This is a genomic window from Desulfovibrio sp. SGI.133 (assembly GCF_050313955.1).
In the GTDB taxonomy this organism is placed as follows: domain Bacteria; phylum Desulfobacterota; class Desulfovibrionia; order Desulfovibrionales; family Desulfovibrionaceae; genus Desulfovibrio.
In genome coordinates this window covers 485,635-502,669 of record NZ_JBNPMK010000001.1, presented here as the reverse complement: position 1 = coordinate 502,669, position 17,035 = coordinate 485,635, and the positions used below count along the sequence as shown (strand labels likewise).

Sequence of the window (17,035 nt, the reverse complement as noted above, 5' to 3'; positions counted from 1 at the left end):
CATGTCCCGTACGACGGTCATGCTTACCGGTGGCAAGGGGATGCTTGGCAGGACTCTTTGCCGTGAACTGGAAGGGTTCGAGGTCATCTCCACGGACCTCCCCGAGACGGATATCCTGCAGGAAGACGCGCTTGCCCGCCAGCTGGACAGGATAGCGCCTGATGTGGTCATCCACTGTGCGGCCATGACAGCAGTGGACAGGTGCGAGGCAGAGCCGGACCTTGCGTATCGTCTCAACGCGCTGGGGTCGGCCAATGTGGCGGCTGCGTGCGCCCGGCGTCATATTCGGCTCGTGGCACTGTCCACGGACTATGTCTTTTCCGGTACGGGGCAAAGGCCGTACCATGAGTTCGATGTGCCGGACGGTGGTATCAATGTCTACGGGCAGAGCAAATGGGCAGGCGAACAGGCTGTCCGCACCTACTGTCCGGATCATGTCATCGCGCGTATCTCCTGGCTGTACGGTCCTGGCGGTCCCAGCTTCGTGCACACCATGCTGCGCCTGGCCCGGCAGGGGCACGAGGTGCTCCGGGTCGTGGATGACCAGCGCGGCAATCCTACCAGCACCAGTGCGGTCGCTGCGGCCCTGCGTCACATCCTGCTTCGTCCCGGTCTGGTGGGCACGTTCCATCTGACCTGCGAGGGCGAGACGACCTGGTATGGCTTTGCCCGCGAGATATTTCGTCTTGCCGGTATGGAGCAGTGTGTTGTGCCCTGTACTTCGGCGGAATATGTCACGCCGGCCCGGCGTCCGGAAAATTCCTGCCTTGAAAAGCGCATGCTGCGCCTGCTTGGTCTGCCTTCCATGCCGCACTGGAAGGAAAGTCTGGCGGATTTCATGCGCTCACAAGCCTGCGAGCTGGGCATCCCTGCGGCTTCCGTACTGGATGCCGGCCGGTGATGGCCGATACCTCGCCCAGTGGCGACCATGATTTTGGAGAACAAAAGCCGGAGGGATGCCCTCTGGCTTTTTTGTTGTCAGAGAGGCAGAAGGATACTCTGCATCGGGACATCCAATCGTGTGGGCTGCACTCCGGGGGAGAGCGGGGCCCCGTTGCACACTGCATGATCTGAACGGGCAAAGACTTTCTCCAGGCCTTTGCTGGTACCGGTGTGGCCTATCGTTACTGGGAAGGCGTCTGTTGCGTGTGAAGGCTGATCGGCTCCATTCCTTGACGCCATCAGGGCAAGGCGGTAAGGGAAAACGGACGCTTGTCACCAAAATGTCACCAAAGCGCCACAGTTCGACAGGTCTTTTGAGGAGGAAACATGAAAAAGATCCTTGCTTTCCTGGTCATGGCCCTGCTGGCCATGCCGCTGGCAGCTTCTGCGTGGACCCCTGACGGCGATGTGACCGTCATCGTGGCTTACAAGGCCGGTTCCGGCACGGATACCGGTGCGCGCCTGCTGGCTTCTCAGGCCGAGAAATATGTGGGTAAGACCCTGATCATCAACAACCTGCCCGGCGGCGACGGCAAGATCGGCTGGACCGAGCTGGTCAACTCCAAGCCCGACGGCCGCACCATCGGCTTCATCAACCTGCCCACCTTCACCACCCTGGCCGTGCAGCCCGGCTCCACCTTCGCCGTCAGCGACGTGGTGCCCGTCTGCAACCAGCTGAGCGAGACCGGCGTGGTGGTCGTGCGTGCCAACAGCCCTTGGAAGAGCCTCAAGGAACTGGTGGATGCCTGCAAGGCCAAGGGCAACCTGCGTTGCTCCACCAATGGTGTGGAAGCTTCCAACCACACCGCCGCCCAGCTGCTGGCCACTTCCGCCGGCTTCGATTACAAGGCCATCCCCTACGGCGGTACCGCCGACCAGCTGCTGGCCCTGCGTCAGGGCGAAGTGCACTTCTCCTGCGCCAAGGTGGCCGACGTGGCCGCCCTGTGCAGCGGTGACAAGCCCGAACTGCGCATCCTGGGCGTGTTCAACACCGCCCGTCTGCCCGAATATCCCGACGTGCCCACCCTGGGCGAGCTGGGCTACTACAAGGAATGGTACGGTTCCGCCCGTGCGCTGGTGCTGCCTAAGGGCACCCCGCAGGAGATCGTGGACTTCTATGTGGAAGCCTTCCGCAAGACCATGCAGGATCCCGCCTGCATCGAAGCCCACAACAAGGCCGGCATGAGCCTTGATTTCAAGGACAACAAGCAGCTGGCCGAGCTCATCGCCGCGCAGGAGATCTTCTGCCGCGACGTGGTCTCCAAGCTGCACAAGAAGTAATCTCTGTCATGTCCCGGCGGGGAAGGGCGACCTTTCCCGCCGTTTTCCATTCAGGCGGTCCGTATGAAACGATCCGATATCGGCGTGACGGCACTGGTGTATGCCTTCACGCTCTTTTTTCTGTACATGACCCTGGAACTGCCGCCGGACGCGCAGACCTATCCCCTCTGCCTCATCGCCGGCCTGCTGGTCCTGAATACCTGCTATCTGGTGCGCTGCCTGTGGCAGCTGCGCCGCCAGGCGGGCATCCACAATGATCTGCCCGATCTGTTCTCGGGCTTCCAGTGGAAGCAGTTCGCCTTCATCTGCCTGGGCTGCGTGGGCTACATGCTGCTCATGCATGTGGCGGGCTTCTATATCGCCAGCATCTGCTATCTTGTGGGCACGCTGGCCTTTTTGCGTGTCCCGCGCTGGCATATCGTGCTGACGGTAGTGGTCATGGCCGCGCTCATCTACGCGGTGTTCACGCTTTTCCTCAAGGTCCCGCTGCCTGTGGGCCTGCTGTTCAAGTAAGGGGATCGTCATGACGGATACTCTGGCTCTCATGGCTGCAGGCTTCATGCATGCCATCTCGCCCATCAATCTGCTGGCCATGCTGGCGTCCACCATCGTGGGCATCACCATCGGCTGCCTGCCCGGCCTTTCCGCCGCCATGGGCGTGGCCCTGCTGCTGCCCGTCACCTTCGGCATGGACCCGGCCACGGGTCTGATCGTGCTGGGCGGCATCTATTGCGGTGCCATCTTCGGCGGCTCCATCAGCGCCATCCTCATCCATACGCCCGGCACGCCCGCCTCGGCGGCCACCGCCATCGAAGGCTATCAGCTCACCCTGCGCGGCAAGGCGGCCAAGGCCCTGTTCACGGCCTGCTTCGCTTCCTTCTGCGGCGGCCTTTTGAGCTGCATCTCGCTGTACTTTTTCTCCCCGCTGCTGGCGCAGCTGGCCATGAAGTTCAAGAGCCCGGAATATTTCTGGCTCTCGCTCTTCGGTCTGACCATCATCGCGGGCGTATCGTCCAAGTCCATCCTCAAGGGCCTCATCTCCGGCGGTATCGGTCTGCTCATCTCCACCATCGGCATGGACCCCATGGAAGGGGTGCCGCGTTTCATGTTCGGGCAGACGACCCTGTATAACGGCGTCAACACCACCTGCGCCCTCATCGGCCTGTTCTCCATGTCGCAGGTGCTCATCCTGGCGGAAAAGCGCATCGTGCAGCGGCCCAAGGCCTCGGCCATGACCGACCGCTTCGGCCTGAGCAAGGCGGAATACAAGCGCATCTCGCCCACCATCATCCGGTCGTGGCTCATCGGCAACATCGTGGGCATCCTGCCCGGTGCGGGTGCCTCCATCGCCTGCTTCATGGGCTATAACGAGGCCCGCCGCTTCTCCAAGCACAAGGATGAATTCGGCAAGGGCTCCATCGAAGGCGTGGCGGGTTCCGAGGCGGCCAACAACGCCGTGACCGGCGGTTCGCTCATCCCCACCCTGACCCTGGGCATCCCCGGCGAGTCCGTGACCGCCGTGCTCATGGGCGGCCTCATCATCCACGGCCTGCAGCCCGGACCGGAGCTGTTCACCACCTATGCCGGCATGACCTACACTTTCTTTGCCGGTTTCGTGCTGGTGCAGTTCTTCATGCTGGGGGTGGGCATGCTGGGCTGCAAGGGCTTTGCCCAGATCTCCCGCCTGTCCGATGCCATCCTCATCCCGTCCATCTTCCTGCTGTGCGTGGTCGGTTCCTACGCCATCCACAACAACGTGGTGGAAGTGGTCATCATGCTCATCTTTGGTGTCATCGGCTATCTGGCGCGCAAGTTCGACTTCAATGCCGCCGCCATCGTGCTGGGGCTGATCCTCGGCCCCATCGGCGAACGCGGCCTGCGCCGCTCGCTGCTCATCAGCGACGGGGATCCGTCCATCCTCTTCTCCACGTCCCTCTGCTGGATCCTGATCGCTTTGTGCGTGCTGGGCGTGCTGTCGCCCCTGCTCATGGAGCGCATGGAGCGCCGTATGCGCGAAAGCGCCGAAAGCTAGCGGACGGATGCTTCCCGGCTGTGAAGCCGTGGTGGCATGACATGCTGACGATGCAGGCCGGCAGATACCGAAAAGGTGTCTGCCGGCCTTTTTTGCAGGGCAGGGAAGGCTCAGGCGTTGCGGCTGAGCCCGTACTTGCGGATCTTGGCGTACAGGGCGGAGCGGCTGATCTTAAGGATGGTGAGCGCGCCGCCCTTGCCGTCGATGCGCCAGGCCGTATGCTCCAGGACAGCCGCGATATGGGCCTTTTCCATCTCTTCCAGAGAGGAGAGCCGCGCCGGTACGGCGGGCGGTACGGCAGAAGGCGCTTCCTGCGGTACGGCCGGAGGATCGTCGTCCAGGATGTTCTCGTGGAAGAACAAGGTGCGGCCACCGCTCAGGATCACGGACTGTTCCACCACGTTGCGCAGTTCCCGGATATTGCCCGGCCAGGGCCATTGTTCCAGCAGCCGGCGGTTCTCGTCGGAAAAATCCTGCACGCAGGGGCGGGCATGACGGTTGGCGAAGTAGTGCAGATAATAACGGGCCAGCGGCAGGATGTCCTGCCGTCGTTCCCGGAGGGGCGGGATCTTCAGGTAGATGACGGCGACCCGGTAATAGAGGTCCGCCCGGAACCTGCCCTGGCGCACGGCCTCCTTCATATGGCGGTTGGATGCCGCCACGAGGCGGAAATTGATGTTGATAGGGTGTGTCCCGCCCACCCGCAGGAACGTCCGCTCCTGCAGGACACGCAAAAGCTTGGCCTGGACCCGCGGGCTGGCTTCCGTCAGTTCGTCGAGGAAAAGCGTGCCGTTTTCCGCCAGTTCCACCAGACCGATCTTGCTGCTGATGGCGCCGGTGAACGAGCCTTTTTCATGGCCGAAGAATTCGCTCTCGAACAGGTCGTCCTGAAGGCTGGCCATGTTGATGGTGACAAGCCGCCCGCTGCGGCCGCTTTTTTCGTGGATGCGGCGGGCCAGCATCTCCTTGCCTACCCCGGATTCCCCGTTGAGCAGGATGGAGGCATCCGTCCCGGCCACGGTATCTATGTCTTCAAGAAAACGCCGCATCTCCGGCGAAGCGCAGACCAGTTCCTGATGGCCTTCCGGCAGGGGGGCATTGCGCAGCACGCTCTGTTCCGTCTCCAGGACCGTGGTGCAGGACCAGGCCAGTATCCTGCCGATGTCCCGCAAAAGGTCCTCACTGAGCATGGGGCGGATCTCTTCCCGGAACGAACCCATGTGACACAGGACGTAGATGCCGTAGGGGCGGCAGTCCACGGGGATGCCCGCCAGGATGACACGGGCACCGCTGCTGCCGCCCAGATTGTCCAGCAGGAGCGGGGAGCCTTCGGCCACGATGCCTGCGATCTCGTCCAGGGTGGAGGGGATGGAGAGCTCCGGCCCGACGGTGGCGCTGTCCTGGCTTGCCAGCTGGCGCAGGGGCGCCGAAGGATGGGATTGCAGGAAGAGGCAGCTGTGCTCCGCTCCCAGGATCTGGGCGGATTCCGTCAGAAGGATGGGCAGGAAGGATTCGAACGAGGTCCGCAGTCGTTGCGGGGCAAAATGTTCGCGATAGGCCGCCAGCAGGGAACGCTCGGAGACGGCCTGGTCCTGGCCTTCCCGCAGGTAGCGGGGGATGAGCGGGAGCAGGGATTCCGGCCAGAAGTGATGCTTCAGGTAAGGGTAGACCGCCCAGGCTTCATGGAGCAGCAGGCGGGCTTTGCCTTCATCTTCCGGCAGCAGCAGCTGGGCCAGCAGCAGGCGGCTCTTGCCCGCTTCCAGCGCGTCATGCAGGGCGTCCAGCAGGGTGATGCTATGGCGGCAGGCCTCGATGGCCCGGGCCGTCTGTCCCGCCGCGGCCAGCTGCTTGCCGTGCAGGCGCAGGGCCACGCCCCGCAGCAGACGGTTGGGGCCGTTGAGGCAGCGTTGCAGCTCCTGGGGAAAATCATAGCAGGGCAGGGGGGGAAAGCCCTTGTCATGGAGGGCCTCGAGCAGCTCGAGCACCATGCCGTTCAGATAGGTGGGACGCTGGAAACCGCGCTGGGCCGCCTTTTGCAAGACGTTCTGCAACACATGGTAGGCTGCATCGGCGTGACCTTCCCGCATGTGGTAGCAGGCCAGATGACGCACCGTGGTGACCATGCTCGTGATGTCCGTCTGTTCCGTGATGTCGGAAAGAGCGATATCCAGCTGCTCCAGGGCCTTGTCGATTTTTCCTGTCCGCAGGTACAGGGAGGCCAGCTGGCTGCGGAGGCTGCGGGTCAGGGACATGTCGTTACGGACAGACGACTGGCGCAGGCGGGAGAGCAGCAGGCTGGCCGCCAGATCGAAGTCGCCGCGGTTGGCCGCGGCAAAACTCCAGTGGCGGACATAGAAAAGTTCGAACAGATGGCGCTCCTGGGCACGCAGTTTGCGGCTGACGCGGGTAAAGATGCTCATGGCCTGATCGTAATCCCCTTCCAGGAAGGCAAGGATGCCCAGGTAGGGAGCCGCGGTCTCGAACAGGTCGGGCTTGCGCAGGGATTCCAGCTGGCGGCGGCCGCGCAGCATGATGGCATGCAGGCGCGGATCGTTGTGCCGCGGGGTATTGCAGACATTGAGCGTCCCGATCAGCAGGTCGAAGAGCGCCATCTCCTCCCTGTCGGCGATGCGGAAGGCCTGTGCCCTGGCCCGGAAGCAGAGGGCGGGAAGTTTCGGGATGAAGTTGCCCGAACAGGTGATGGTCATATGGAGTTCCCGGCAGATCCGGAGATAGGGGCGCACGGTATCAGCGGAAGACAGGGGCAGGCGGAGCAGACGTTCCGACAGGCAGAGCAGCAGGCCCTTGATGATTCCGGGCCGCAGGCTGTCAATACGGCGCAGGCAGAGGGCCAGCAGGGCTTCCAGCGCTTCGAGCTCGCGTTCCTGCCCCAGCAGGGCAAGGATCGGGGGCAGGCCATCCGGCTCCGGCAACCGGCGGAATATCGTCCCGGCGGCAGGGTATGCGCCCAGCAGGTCTTTCAGGGGAACGAAGTCCGGCTGCGGAGACGCAGCAGGACAGAAAGCCGTTGCTGCCGTTTCCGGGGGCAGGCCCCCCAGTTGTACCAGCAGATCGGGCTGCCAGCATTCCCCCAGCAGGGCATGCAGGAAATTCCCGCAGTCGTGATGTCGGTACCAGTCGTTTCTGTGCATATCTCGGGCCCCTCCACCACACAGGCTACCTGTCCTTTTTTTGGAATACAAGATACAAAAATGTATTTTTTAAGCACAAAAAATCACAAGTTAAGATCTCTTGTGAAAAATAGTCAGTAAAAACAATAAAATATATTTTGGTATGCTCCTTGCTAATAGAAGGGAAAATTCAGGGGCAGCCTCGTGCTGCACATCCCATGCAAAGGAGCGGTTATGATTCAAAGTATCGATCCCGCAGCCTGTACCGGTTGCGGCAGCTGCACGAAAACCTGCCCGCTTGACGTATTTCGCCTTGAGACAGCACAGGAGCAGATATCCCCGTGCATGGCGGCCTGTCCTGCGGGTGTGGATATTCGCGGCAACCATTATCTGATTCAGCAGGGCAACCTGGACGAAGCCGCGCGCAATTATCTGGCTGTCCAGCCGTTCCCGGCCATCACCGGCCGTGTCTGCTTCCATCCCTGTGAATCCGCATGCGCCCGTGCCCGTGTGGACAGCGCTGTCAATATCAATGCCGTGGAGCATGTGCTCGGCGACTGGGCCGCGCAGATGCCGCTGGAAAAGCCCGTACGCCGTCATATCAGCAAGGTGGCCGTGGTGGGTTCCGGTCCGGCCGGTCTTTCCTGCGCCTGGTTCCTGGCCCTCATGGGCTATCCTGTCACGGTCTTCGAAGCCCGTCCGTTCCCCGGCGGCATGCTGCGTTACGGCATCCCCGCCTACCGTCTGCCCGATGATGTGGTGGCCACCCAGGTCCGCCGCCTTGAAGAGATCGGCGTGCGTTTCTGCTGCAATACCCGCGTGGGCAAGGGCGCGGACGTCAGTCTGGCCGAACTGAAGCGCCGCGGCTACAAGGCCGTCATGCTGGCCCCCGGTACCTCCGCCAGCCGCCGCCTGGAACTGGAAGGCAGCGATCTGCCCGGCGTGCACTGGGGGCTGGATTTCCTGAGCGCCTGCCGCAGCGATGAAAAGCCTGTCATCAGCGGTGACGTGGTGGTCGTGGGCGGCGGTGACGTGGCTGTGGACGCGGCCATCACGGCCCGTCGTCTCGGTGCCGCCCGAGTCCACATGGCCTGCCTGGAAAGCCGGGAAGAGATGCCCGCCTATCCCCACAACCAGAAGGATGCCGAAGACGAAGGGATCGAGTTCCATTGCGGCTTCGGGCCGGCCCGCCTGCTGCAGGAAGATGGTCGTCTGGTGGGCCTGGAACTGCATGCCTGCACCAGCCTCAAGGACGAGGAAGGCCGCTTCGCCCCTCGCTTCGATGCTTCGTCCACCCTGCGTCTGGCGGCGTCGCACGTTATCTTCGCCATCGGCCAGGTCTCGGAGCTGGACGGTTTTGCCGGTGATGTGAACGTGGAGCGGGGCCGCATCGTGGTGGAGGACATCACCCTGGCCACCAGCCAGTGGGGCGTGTTCGCCGCCGGTGACGCGGCCACGGGCCCGGCCTCTGTGGTGGCGGCCATCGCCGGTGGCCGTGAGTGCGCCATCTCCATCGACCGCATGCTAAAAGGGGCCGACATCCAGGGCGAGCGCGGCCGCAAGCGTCCCCAGGTTCCCGAAGACCGCCTGCCCGGCCAGGGCATCGGCCAGGAGCCCCGCCATGAACGCGGCCGTGTGCCCGCCGATCCGCAGGATCTCATGGCGGAGAACGTGCGCCCCCTCGATATGGAAGCCTGCTTTGCCGAAGCCCTGCGCTGCATGACCTGCGGCAGCCGTTCGCGTATCGCCTACAATGACGACTGTATGACCTGTTTCACCTGTGAGCTGCGTTGTCCTTCCGGGGCCATCTTCGTGCATCCGTTCAAGGAACGGTTTGCGCGGACCCTTGATCAGGTTGACGTCGTAAAGAGCTAACTGCCGGAGGACATCATGAAAGAACCCAGAGGATACGAATACACGACGGACCTGCTCGTGGTCGGGTGTGGTTTCAGTGGCATGTGGGCGGCCATGCGCGCCAAGGATTTTCTTGACGACGTGCTGGTGGTGGACAAGGGCCCCCGTGACTGGGGCGGCCTTGGCGGCCTTTCGGGCGGCGACATGATCGTCAAGCAGCCCGACATGAACCTTGATGACCTGCTGGACGATCTGGTCTATTACTACGATGGCCTGGCCGACCAGAAGCTGCTGGGGCAGATCCTGACCCAGTCCTACGACCGCTTCATGGATTTTGAGAACTGGGGCCACAAGTTCGTCCGCAACGACAAGGGCGAGCTGTGCTTCATCCCCCAGCGTGCGCTGGATTACATGCGCTTCTATTACTACCATCCCTACGGCATGGGCGGCATCGACAAGGCCCGCCTGCTCAAGCGGGAATGCGAAAAGCGCGGCGTGCGCCGTCTGGGCCGTGTGGTCATCACCGATGTCATCACCGACGGCGAGCGCGTCACCGGTGCCGTGGGCTTTCACGCCCAGAGCGGCAAGCCCGTCTACATCCGGGCCCGTGCCGTGCTGCTGGCCACCAATACCGGCGGCTGGAAGCCTTCCTACCATCAGAATACCCCTGCCAGCGAAGGCGTGAGCATCGCCTGGAACGCCGGCTGCGCCATGCGCAACTTCGAGTTCTGGAAGGTCTGGAACGTGCCGGTGGACTTTGCCTGGGAGGGACAGACCGGTCTGCTGCCCAAGGGGGCCCGCTTCCTCAACAACAAGGGCGAAGACTTCATGCTCAAGTATTCCCCCAAGTTCGGCGCCAAGGCCGACCCGCATTACAATACGCGCGGCATGATCTGCGAAGTGCGCGCCGGTAACGGCCCCATCCTTTTCGACTGCAGCAAGATGTCGGCCGAAGACGTGGAGACCATGCGCCCGCGTGCGGGCTGGATGGGCCTTAACGACAAGAAGCTGCGGGCCATGGGCATGGACTTTTTTGCCCAGAAGCTGGAGTGGATGCCGCAGGTGCGCCATACCTACGGCGGCATCGTGGCCGACCTGGACGGCGCCACGGCCATCAAGGGCCTGTACGCCGCCGGTCTGGCCCGCAACCCCGACCCCGGTGTCTACATGGGCGGCTGGGCCACCTGCATCACGGCCACCACGGGCTATTCCGCCGGTGAGGCCGCGGCCCGTTTCGTGGAAGGCCATGACGCCGTTCCCTTCGACAAGGCCTATGCCGCTGACCGCCTGAACGGCATCCTGCGTTATCTGGGACGTGACGGCATCGCGCCCAAGGACGTCATCGCCGACATGCGCGAAGTCATGAGCGCGCCCGACGTGGCCCTGATGAAGACGGGACGCGGCCTGAGCCGTGGCCTGGATCGTGTGGCCGAAGTGCGGGAAGAGTTCCTGCCCGAGCTGGGGGCCCGCGATGCCCACGAGCTGGCCAAGCTCTTTGAAGCGACCTCCACCGTGCTGCTGACGGATCTGTGCCTGACCGCGGCCCTGGCCCGCAAGGAATCCCGTGCCGGTCATTACCGCGAGGATTACCCCCAGCGTGACAATGCCAACTGGCTCAAGTGGATCGAACAGCGGCAGGTGGACGGACGCCATGAACTGCACACCGTGCCCGTGCCCCTGGATGACTATCCCGTGAAGCCGTACCGCTATTACATGGACAACTTCACCTGGCCCGAACCTCCGCGTGCGGACTAGGCCGACGGCCCGGTGACTGGCCGGTGCCATCCCTTGCGGCATGAGCCGTGAGCGGTTCCTTCTGTGAGCCGGGGGCGTCTTCTCCCTGCCTCCGGCTCATTCCGTCCGCAACTTCATCCCCGCGCAGGGCCCCGCGCCTGCGCGATTTACAGGAAACGATATGTCAGCAACGACCCCGGAGAAGAAAGCTCCCCTGTCTCTTGCCTATTATGTCCACAGCCTCGTCTGTCTGTGCATCATGTTCGGCTTCGGCCTGCTGGACCCTGTGGAACCCCTGACCCCGCTGGGGATGCGCCTGGTGGGCGTGTTCCTGGGGGTGCTGTACGGCTGGGTGTTCATCGAGATCGTCTGGCCCAGCCTGGCCGGCCTGCTGGCCATGATGCTGGTGGGCGGCATGAAGCCCGTGACCCTGCTGAACAACAGTTTCGGCCACCCCATCGTGCAGATGATGTTCTTCATCTTCGTCTTCTGCGCCACCATCAACCATTACGGTCTTTCGCGCTTCATCTCCCTCTGGTTCATCACGCGCAAATTCGTGGCGGGCAGGCCGTGGCTGTTCAGCTTCACCTTCCTGGCCTCCATCTTCATCCTGGGGGCGCTGACCAGTGCCTCTCCGGCGGCGCTCATCGGCTGGAGCATCCTGTACGGCGTGTGCGAGGTCTGCGGCTACAAGAAGGGCGACAGCTACCCGACCATGATGGTCTTCGGCATCGTCTTCGCCGCCCAGATCGGCCAGTCCATGATCCCCTTCAAGCAGGTGGCCCTGACCGTGTTCAGTGCCTATGAGACCATGTCCGGCATGGGCATCGACTATGCCAAGTACATGCTCATCGCCTGCCTGATCTGTCTGCTGTGCGCCCTGTTCTTCATCGTGCTCGGCAAGTACATCTTCCGTCCCGACATGAGCAAGCTGCTCAATCTGGAAGCGGACAAGCTGGATACCGACGGCAGTCTGAACCTGACCGGCGTGCAGAAGACCGTGCTCCTTTTCCTTTTCCTGCTGGTGCTGCTGCTCCTGGCCCCCAACTTCCTGCCTGCGGACTTCTTCCTGACCCGCTTCCTCAAGGCCATCGGCAATACGGGTATCGTCATCCTGCTGGTGACGGTCATGGCGGCCATCAAGGTGGAAGGCAAGCCCCTGCTGAATTTCAAGGTCATGGTGGATTCCGGCGTCACCTGGGGCATCGTGCTGCTGCTGGCCTTCGTACAACCCCTGACCATCGCCATGGCGGCCCCGGGCAGCGGCATCACGGACTTTCTCATGCAGCTGCTGACGCCTTTCTTCGGCGAGAGCTCTTCCATCACGTTTGCCCTGTTCATCGGCTTCGCCGCCGTGGCCCTGACCCAGGTCATGAACAACGGCGCCGTGGGCGTGGTGCTCATGCCGGTCATCCACAGCTTCTGCCAGGCCTCCGGTATGGCGCCGGAGCTGCCGCTCATCATGGTGGTCATGGGCGTCCACTTCGCTTTCCTGACGCCTGCCGCCAGTGCCAGTGCGGCCCTGCTGCACGGCAACGAATGGTGCAATACCAAGGCCATCTGGAAGTCCTCGCCCATCGCCATCCTGGGCGCTTACGCGGCCACGGCCATCGTGACCCTGCTGCTGGGCAGCCTGCTGTATTCCTAGGCATTCCCCCAGGCGGCACGCCCTGGATGCGTGCCTCCACCGGAGCGGCCCTGCTGGAGGGCCGCTCCCGCAAAGGTGACGACCGGCAGCCGGTCATCACCGCAAACCAGCCATCAAAAAAGCTCCGCCCGCGCACAAGACCGCAGGCGGAGCTTTTTGATGGAGAAAACAGGAACTCAGGACAGGAGTAAGGTCTCGTTCCAGGCCTTGAGGGAACCTGCTGCAAAGCGGGCTCAGGCCCGGCCCAGGGCGAGGATCTCGTCCCTGCTGCGGGGCAGGACATCGGGCAGGGCGGCGATGAGGCGGCTCACCGGTGTGGAGGGATCGGGCTGGCAATGGGCGGCCAGCAGGCGGGCCAGACGTGCGGCGGCCAGGGCGGCCGTGGCGGTGGGCAGACCGGCGCACAGCAGGCCGGTGACGAGACCGGTCACGATGTCCCCGGTACCGCCGATGCACTCCATGGCCGGGACCGAAGGATTGTCCACCACGGCGTGGAGGCGACCTTCGTGGATGATATGGTCGGCCTTGCCCTTGATGATCAGATTGGCCGGGCAGTTGCCATGCTCCTGTGCCCGGGCCAGCAGCACGGGGATGTTCTGTTCCTCGGCCAGCAGGAAGCCGCGCGTATAGAAAGGGTGGGGCGCTTTTTCATCCGCCAGGAAGGCCAGTTCGCCCACGTCCGGGGTGAAGAGTTCGTAGGCATCGGCATAGCCGCTCATCTTGGCCACGTACATGAAGCCCGCATCGGCCACCATCAGGGGCGCGTTCTCCAGTTCCCGGACAGCCAGCAGCAGACGGTTGTGCCAGTCCACGTCGGGGAAGAGGTAGTGGAAGGTCAGGCCGCGCGGGGCCAGGGCGGGCAGGGCTTTTTCCAGCCAGGCATAGAGCCGGCGGCTGCCGGAACCGGAGCCGGTATCCCCGGCCAGCAGCAGGGCAGGGGGCGTACAGCCAAGGGCCGCGCAGGTCTGCAGGGCCGTGGCGGCCAGGGCCGCGGTGCCCCGTTCCACGGGCACGGTACGACCGTCAGGCAGGTGCAGGCCCGCTTCCGAAAGGCTGGCGCTACATGGGGCGGGGCCTTCCGGCACCAGCAGGGAAAAATCAGGGTCGGGGATGGTTCCGGCTATGATCCACATGCGAGCTGTCTCCGTATCTCCTCAAAGGCTTTTTGCAGGCTGTAGCAGCACAGGGTCTGCCCCATGCTCAGCGGTTCGGGGGCCGTATCCAGCGTTTTGCCGCACAGGCAGTGGGCCAGCCAGGGCACGTCCGGGCAGCCGCCGCCGGAGATGTTGACGATGCGCCGGTCGCGGCAGTCCACCGTGATCTTCATGTTGGCCGCGCGTACCATGAGCCAGTGTTCCAGACGGCTGGTCTGGAACAGGGACACGGGCTCCAGCAGTACGTCATGGGCGCTGACCACCTGTTCCGGCTCCAGATCGGCCGTTTTCAGGCTGGCCAGCACTGCGGCCTGGCGGATGAGCGGGAAGACCACCACCATGTCGCAGCCGGTACGCATCTGCGGGGGCGGACCTTTGACGTCCACGTCAAAACCCTGCTGCCGCAGCAGGCGCTCGGCCCGGATGACGTCGCCCGTATGGGAAAAAGCCAGCAGCCCCCGGTCGGAAAGGGCGCGGGGGCCTGCATCGGGAGCGGACTCTTTTTTGAACAGGCCGCCCAGACGGCGACCGAGAGAGGAAAAAAGGGAATGCTTCGAGGTCATGCGTTTCCTGAAAAGGGGCGGCCGGAGCCGCCCCTGCATGGATTTTTTTTAGGCCTGACGGCTGATCTCCAGCCGCCAGATGCCGTTCTCTTCACTTTCCGTCACCTGGAAGCCGCTGTTGCGGGCCGCGCGGGTCACGTTCTCGCGGCTGGCCTCATTGTCCACCAGGACGGAGAAGGGGCCTTCGGGCTGCTTCTTGGCAGCGGTCAGGAACATCAGGACAGGCTGGGGGCAGGAGAGCCCGCAAGTATCGATAAGGGTCGCCATTACGCACCTCGCTTGCAATTGAAGAAACCGATGAGCAGGCAGACGGCCAGGCCGCCCAGAGCGCCCAGCATGCCGTTGGGACCGATGCCCGCCGTGCTGGAAGCCATGCCGAAGTTATGGGCGCAGGCCGCGCCCACGATGAGGCCGACCACGAATACGGCCGCGTCGTTGTCGCCTTCACCGGCCATGAAGAGCTGGCGGCCGGGGCAGCCGCCGGCCAGGGCAAAGGCCAGACCGGCCGTCACCATGCCCAGGAAGTTCCACAGGCCGTCGGTATGGGCCACGGGCTGGCCTTCAAAACCGGGATGGAAGCCGCCGATGGCCAGATTGGCCACCAGCGCGGCGGCCAGCATGGCCAGGAAGCCCAGGGCCAGATGCCACTGGTTGAACAGCAGGACGTCACGCACGGCGCCCATGGTGCAGAAGCGGCTGCGCTGGGCCAGAAAGCCCACCAGCAGACCGGCACCGAGCGAAAGCAGGAAGGGGGCGTGCATGGAGCCGGGGCCCTTGAGGGAGTAGAAGAGGACGCCGTTCTGGGCCTGTCCTTCCATGGGCGGGTTGAACAGATAGACGACGACCAGGGCGAGCATGATGCCGGGCAGGATCAGGCCGGACGCCTTGCTCTGGCTCTGGCTGCGGCCCAGGGAGAAGCCCATGCGGAAGAAGACCGTGCCCAGACCGATGCCGACCACCAGGCCGGCCAGGCCGAACAGGGCGTTGGCGTCGCCGCCGGCCAGACGCATGATGACGCGCCAGGGGCAGCCCAGGAAGACCAGGGCGCCGATGGCCGCGATGACGCCCAGCAGGAAGCGGGCGGCCGGAGCGGAGCCGCCGCGGGCGCGGTATTCACCAAAGCAAAGGGCAGCGGCCAGGGAGCCCAGCACCATGCCCATGATTTCGGGACGCAGGTACTGGACGATGGGCGCGCGGTGCAGGCCCACGGCCCCCGCGATGTCGCGGTTGAAGCAGACCACGCAGATGCCCATGTTGCCGGGGTTGCCGGAGAACTGCAAAAAGACGGCTATCAGGCCCAGGATAAGGCCCGTGACCACGATGCCCGTGGTGGACGAGAAGAAATTGAAGCTGTTTTTCATGCGACCCCCCAAAGACGGGATGCGGCAAAAGTTGAAAAAATGCGCGCAGATCCGTGACGGACCTAGGGGATGGGGGACCGTGATATGGCGAAGGTCAAGGAATCAGGACATGCCGTCGGCGCGACCACCCCGCTGCGCTCCACACCGTGAAGCCGGTGGTGTTGCGTCAGGTATGGTGCATGGGCATGGACGTGCTCCTTGGATCAGACGGGTCGTGATGGATAAGGGCAGCCTAGGAAAAGAACAGGGGCGGGTCAAGTGCTTTTGGGAAAAAAGGGGACAGGCGGCCGGACCGGGAGCAGGGCGGGCATGAAAAAAGGGGCATCCGGCGGATGCCCCTGCAGGTCAGTTCTTGGCGGTCAGCAGGACCTCGTCCCGTCCGTCCCGTTCTTCCAGCAGAACGTCCACCTGCTCCTGCGGGCGGGTGTCCACGCTGCGGCCGATGTAGTCGGCCTGGATGGGCAGTTCGCGGTGGCCGCGGTCCACGAGCACCAGCAGCTCCACCTTGCGGGGACGGCCGTAATCCAGCAGGGCCTCCAGGGCGGCACGTATGGTGCGGCCGCTGAACAGCACGTCATCTATAAGGATGATCTCCGCGTTGTCCACCGGGGCGGTGATGCGCGACTGGCCGATGTGGGGCTTGCCTTCCAGGCTGGTCCAGTCGTCACGGTACAGGTTGATATCCAGCGTGCCCAGGGGCAGGGGGCGCTGCAGCTTCTGCTGCATCAGGGCGCCCAGACGGCGGGCCAGGTCGGCGCCGCGGCGTTCGATGCCCACCAGCATGACGCGCTCGCACTGCCCGTGCCGTTCCAGCACTTCGCAGGCAAGACGTTCCAGAATACGGGTCATTTCCTCTTTGTCCAGCAGCAATGTCGTGGGCATAATTCCTCCAGAAGTGATGTCTTTCCATACGCCTTTTTGGCAGCGGAGAAAAGCCCCGCGAGCGATTGACAATCTTTGGGGCTGACCTTACATGTTACGGGCAACACTGGAGGTAGTGCCATGCTTACGTTGACCGATGCCGCCCAGAAGGAACTGGAAGGTTTTTTTGCCGACAGGGAAAAAGCGACCGTTCGCATCTACCTTGCCCCCGGCGGCTGCTCCGGCCCGCGCCTTGCTCTGGCGCTGGACGAAGCCGGTGAGAACGATACCCGGATCGAACAGGGCGGTTTTGCCTTCTGCATCAACAATGAACTTTTGCAGCAGGTGAAAAGCGTCAGTATCGATGCCAACTACCTTGGCTTTCTGGTGACCCCCGAAGTGCCCCTGCCGTCGTCGGGCGGCAGCGCCTGCGGCGGTTGCTGCGGTGCCTGCGGCAGCCACCAGTAGCCTTTG

The 17,035-nt window shown here is 63.5% G+C and carries 14 protein-coding genes; 8 read left to right on the top strand and 6 right to left on the bottom strand.

From position 1 onward, the window contains the following. Nucleotide 1: 1 nt before the first annotated feature. From rfbD to ACQRBR_RS02325, 4 genes are all read left to right on the top strand, one after another. Nucleotides 2-901, top strand: a complete 900-nt coding sequence (gene rfbD, locus ACQRBR_RS02340) for a dTDP-4-dehydrorhamnose reductase (protein WP_427812207.1) — start codon at nucleotides 2-4, stop codon at nucleotides 899-901. Between the two features lie 368 nt (nucleotides 902-1,269). Next, the gene (locus ACQRBR_RS02335; RefSeq protein WP_427812206.1) at nucleotides 1,270-2,223 is read left to right on the top strand and encodes a Bug family tripartite tricarboxylate transporter substrate binding protein; all 954 of its coding nucleotides are present in this window, start codon (nucleotides 1,270-1,272) and stop codon (nucleotides 2,221-2,223) included. A gap of 63 nt (nucleotides 2,224-2,286) precedes the next feature. Then, on the top strand, nucleotides 2,287-2,736 hold the full coding sequence (locus ACQRBR_RS02330; protein WP_303878347.1) for a tripartite tricarboxylate transporter TctB family protein: 450 nt from the start codon (nucleotides 2,287-2,289) through the stop codon (nucleotides 2,734-2,736). Between the two features lie 10 nt (nucleotides 2,737-2,746). Continuing rightward, complete coding sequence (locus tag ACQRBR_RS02325; RefSeq protein ID WP_006004616.1) at nucleotides 2,747-4,255, top strand: tripartite tricarboxylate transporter permease; 1,509 nt, start codon at nucleotides 2,747-2,749, stop codon at nucleotides 4,253-4,255. A gap of 110 nt (nucleotides 4,256-4,365) precedes the next feature. On the opposite strand, the gene ACQRBR_RS02320 is transcribed toward ACQRBR_RS02325, so the two are convergent. Then, nucleotides 4,366-7,407, bottom strand: coding sequence for a sigma-54 interaction domain-containing protein (locus tag ACQRBR_RS02320; RefSeq protein WP_427812205.1), 3,042 nt, complete (start codon nucleotides 7,405-7,407; stop codon nucleotides 4,366-4,368). A gap of 213 nt (nucleotides 7,408-7,620) precedes the next feature. Here ACQRBR_RS02320 and ACQRBR_RS02315 point away from each other — a divergent pair, with 213 nt between their 5' ends. The 3 genes from ACQRBR_RS02315 to ACQRBR_RS02305 all read left to right on the top strand — a co-directional run bounded on the left by ACQRBR_RS02315 (nucleotide 7,621) and on the right by ACQRBR_RS02305 (nucleotide 12,622). Next, nucleotides 7,621-9,261 (top strand): FAD-dependent oxidoreductase, encoded by a 1,641-nt coding sequence (locus tag ACQRBR_RS02315; RefSeq protein WP_427812204.1) that lies wholly within the window; start codon nucleotides 7,621-7,623, stop codon nucleotides 9,259-9,261. 15 nt (nucleotides 9,262-9,276) lie between these two features. Continuing rightward, entirely contained in the window at nucleotides 9,277-10,995 is a 1,719-nt protein-coding gene (locus ACQRBR_RS02310) for an FAD-dependent oxidoreductase (RefSeq protein WP_297159220.1), read from the top strand. Between the two features lie 160 nt (nucleotides 10,996-11,155). Continuing rightward, nucleotides 11,156-12,622 carry an SLC13 family permease gene (locus tag ACQRBR_RS02305; protein ID WP_427812203.1) on the top strand — a complete coding sequence of 489 codons (1,467 nt, stop codon included), beginning with the start codon at nucleotides 11,156-11,158 and terminating at the stop codon, nucleotides 12,620-12,622. Nucleotides 12,623-12,855: 233 nt separating this feature from the next. On the opposite strand, the gene ACQRBR_RS02300 is transcribed toward ACQRBR_RS02305, so the two are convergent. The 5 genes from ACQRBR_RS02300 to pyrR form a co-directional block, all read right to left on the bottom strand. Then, nucleotides 12,856-13,755: an NAD(P)H-hydrate dehydratase gene (locus ACQRBR_RS02300; protein ID WP_427812202.1), complete on the bottom strand. Its 900-nt coding sequence runs from the start codon at nucleotides 13,753-13,755 to the stop codon at nucleotides 12,856-12,858. Then, on the bottom strand, nucleotides 13,743-14,339 hold the full coding sequence (locus tag ACQRBR_RS02295) for a DUF3343 domain-containing protein (protein WP_168935003.1): 597 nt from the start codon (nucleotides 14,337-14,339) through the stop codon (nucleotides 13,743-13,745). The genes ACQRBR_RS02300 and ACQRBR_RS02295 overlap by 13 nt, the downstream gene beginning before the upstream one ends. Nucleotides 14,340-14,387: 48 nt before the next feature. After that, nucleotides 14,388-14,606, bottom strand: a complete 219-nt coding sequence (locus ACQRBR_RS02290; protein ID WP_303878386.1) for a sulfurtransferase TusA family protein — start codon at nucleotides 14,604-14,606, stop codon at nucleotides 14,388-14,390. Continuing rightward, nucleotides 14,606-15,700 (bottom strand): YedE family putative selenium transporter, encoded by a 1,095-nt coding sequence (yedE, locus tag ACQRBR_RS02285; RefSeq protein ID WP_303953348.1) that lies wholly within the window; start codon nucleotides 15,698-15,700, stop codon nucleotides 14,606-14,608. The genes ACQRBR_RS02290 and yedE overlap by 1 nt, the downstream gene beginning before the upstream one ends. A 345-nt stretch (nucleotides 15,701-16,045) precedes the next feature. Beyond that, nucleotides 16,046-16,582 (bottom strand): bifunctional pyr operon transcriptional regulator/uracil phosphoribosyltransferase PyrR, encoded by a 537-nt coding sequence (gene pyrR, locus ACQRBR_RS02280; protein ID WP_168935000.1) that lies wholly within the window; start codon nucleotides 16,580-16,582, stop codon nucleotides 16,046-16,048. 120 nt (nucleotides 16,583-16,702) lie between these two features. Between pyrR and ACQRBR_RS02275 the strand changes: the two genes are divergently transcribed. Beyond that, nucleotides 16,703-17,029: an IscA/HesB family protein gene (locus ACQRBR_RS02275; RefSeq protein ID WP_006004629.1), complete on the top strand. Its 327-nt coding sequence runs from the start codon at nucleotides 16,703-16,705 to the stop codon at nucleotides 17,027-17,029. The last annotated feature ends 6 nt before the right edge of the window (nucleotides 17,030-17,035 follow it).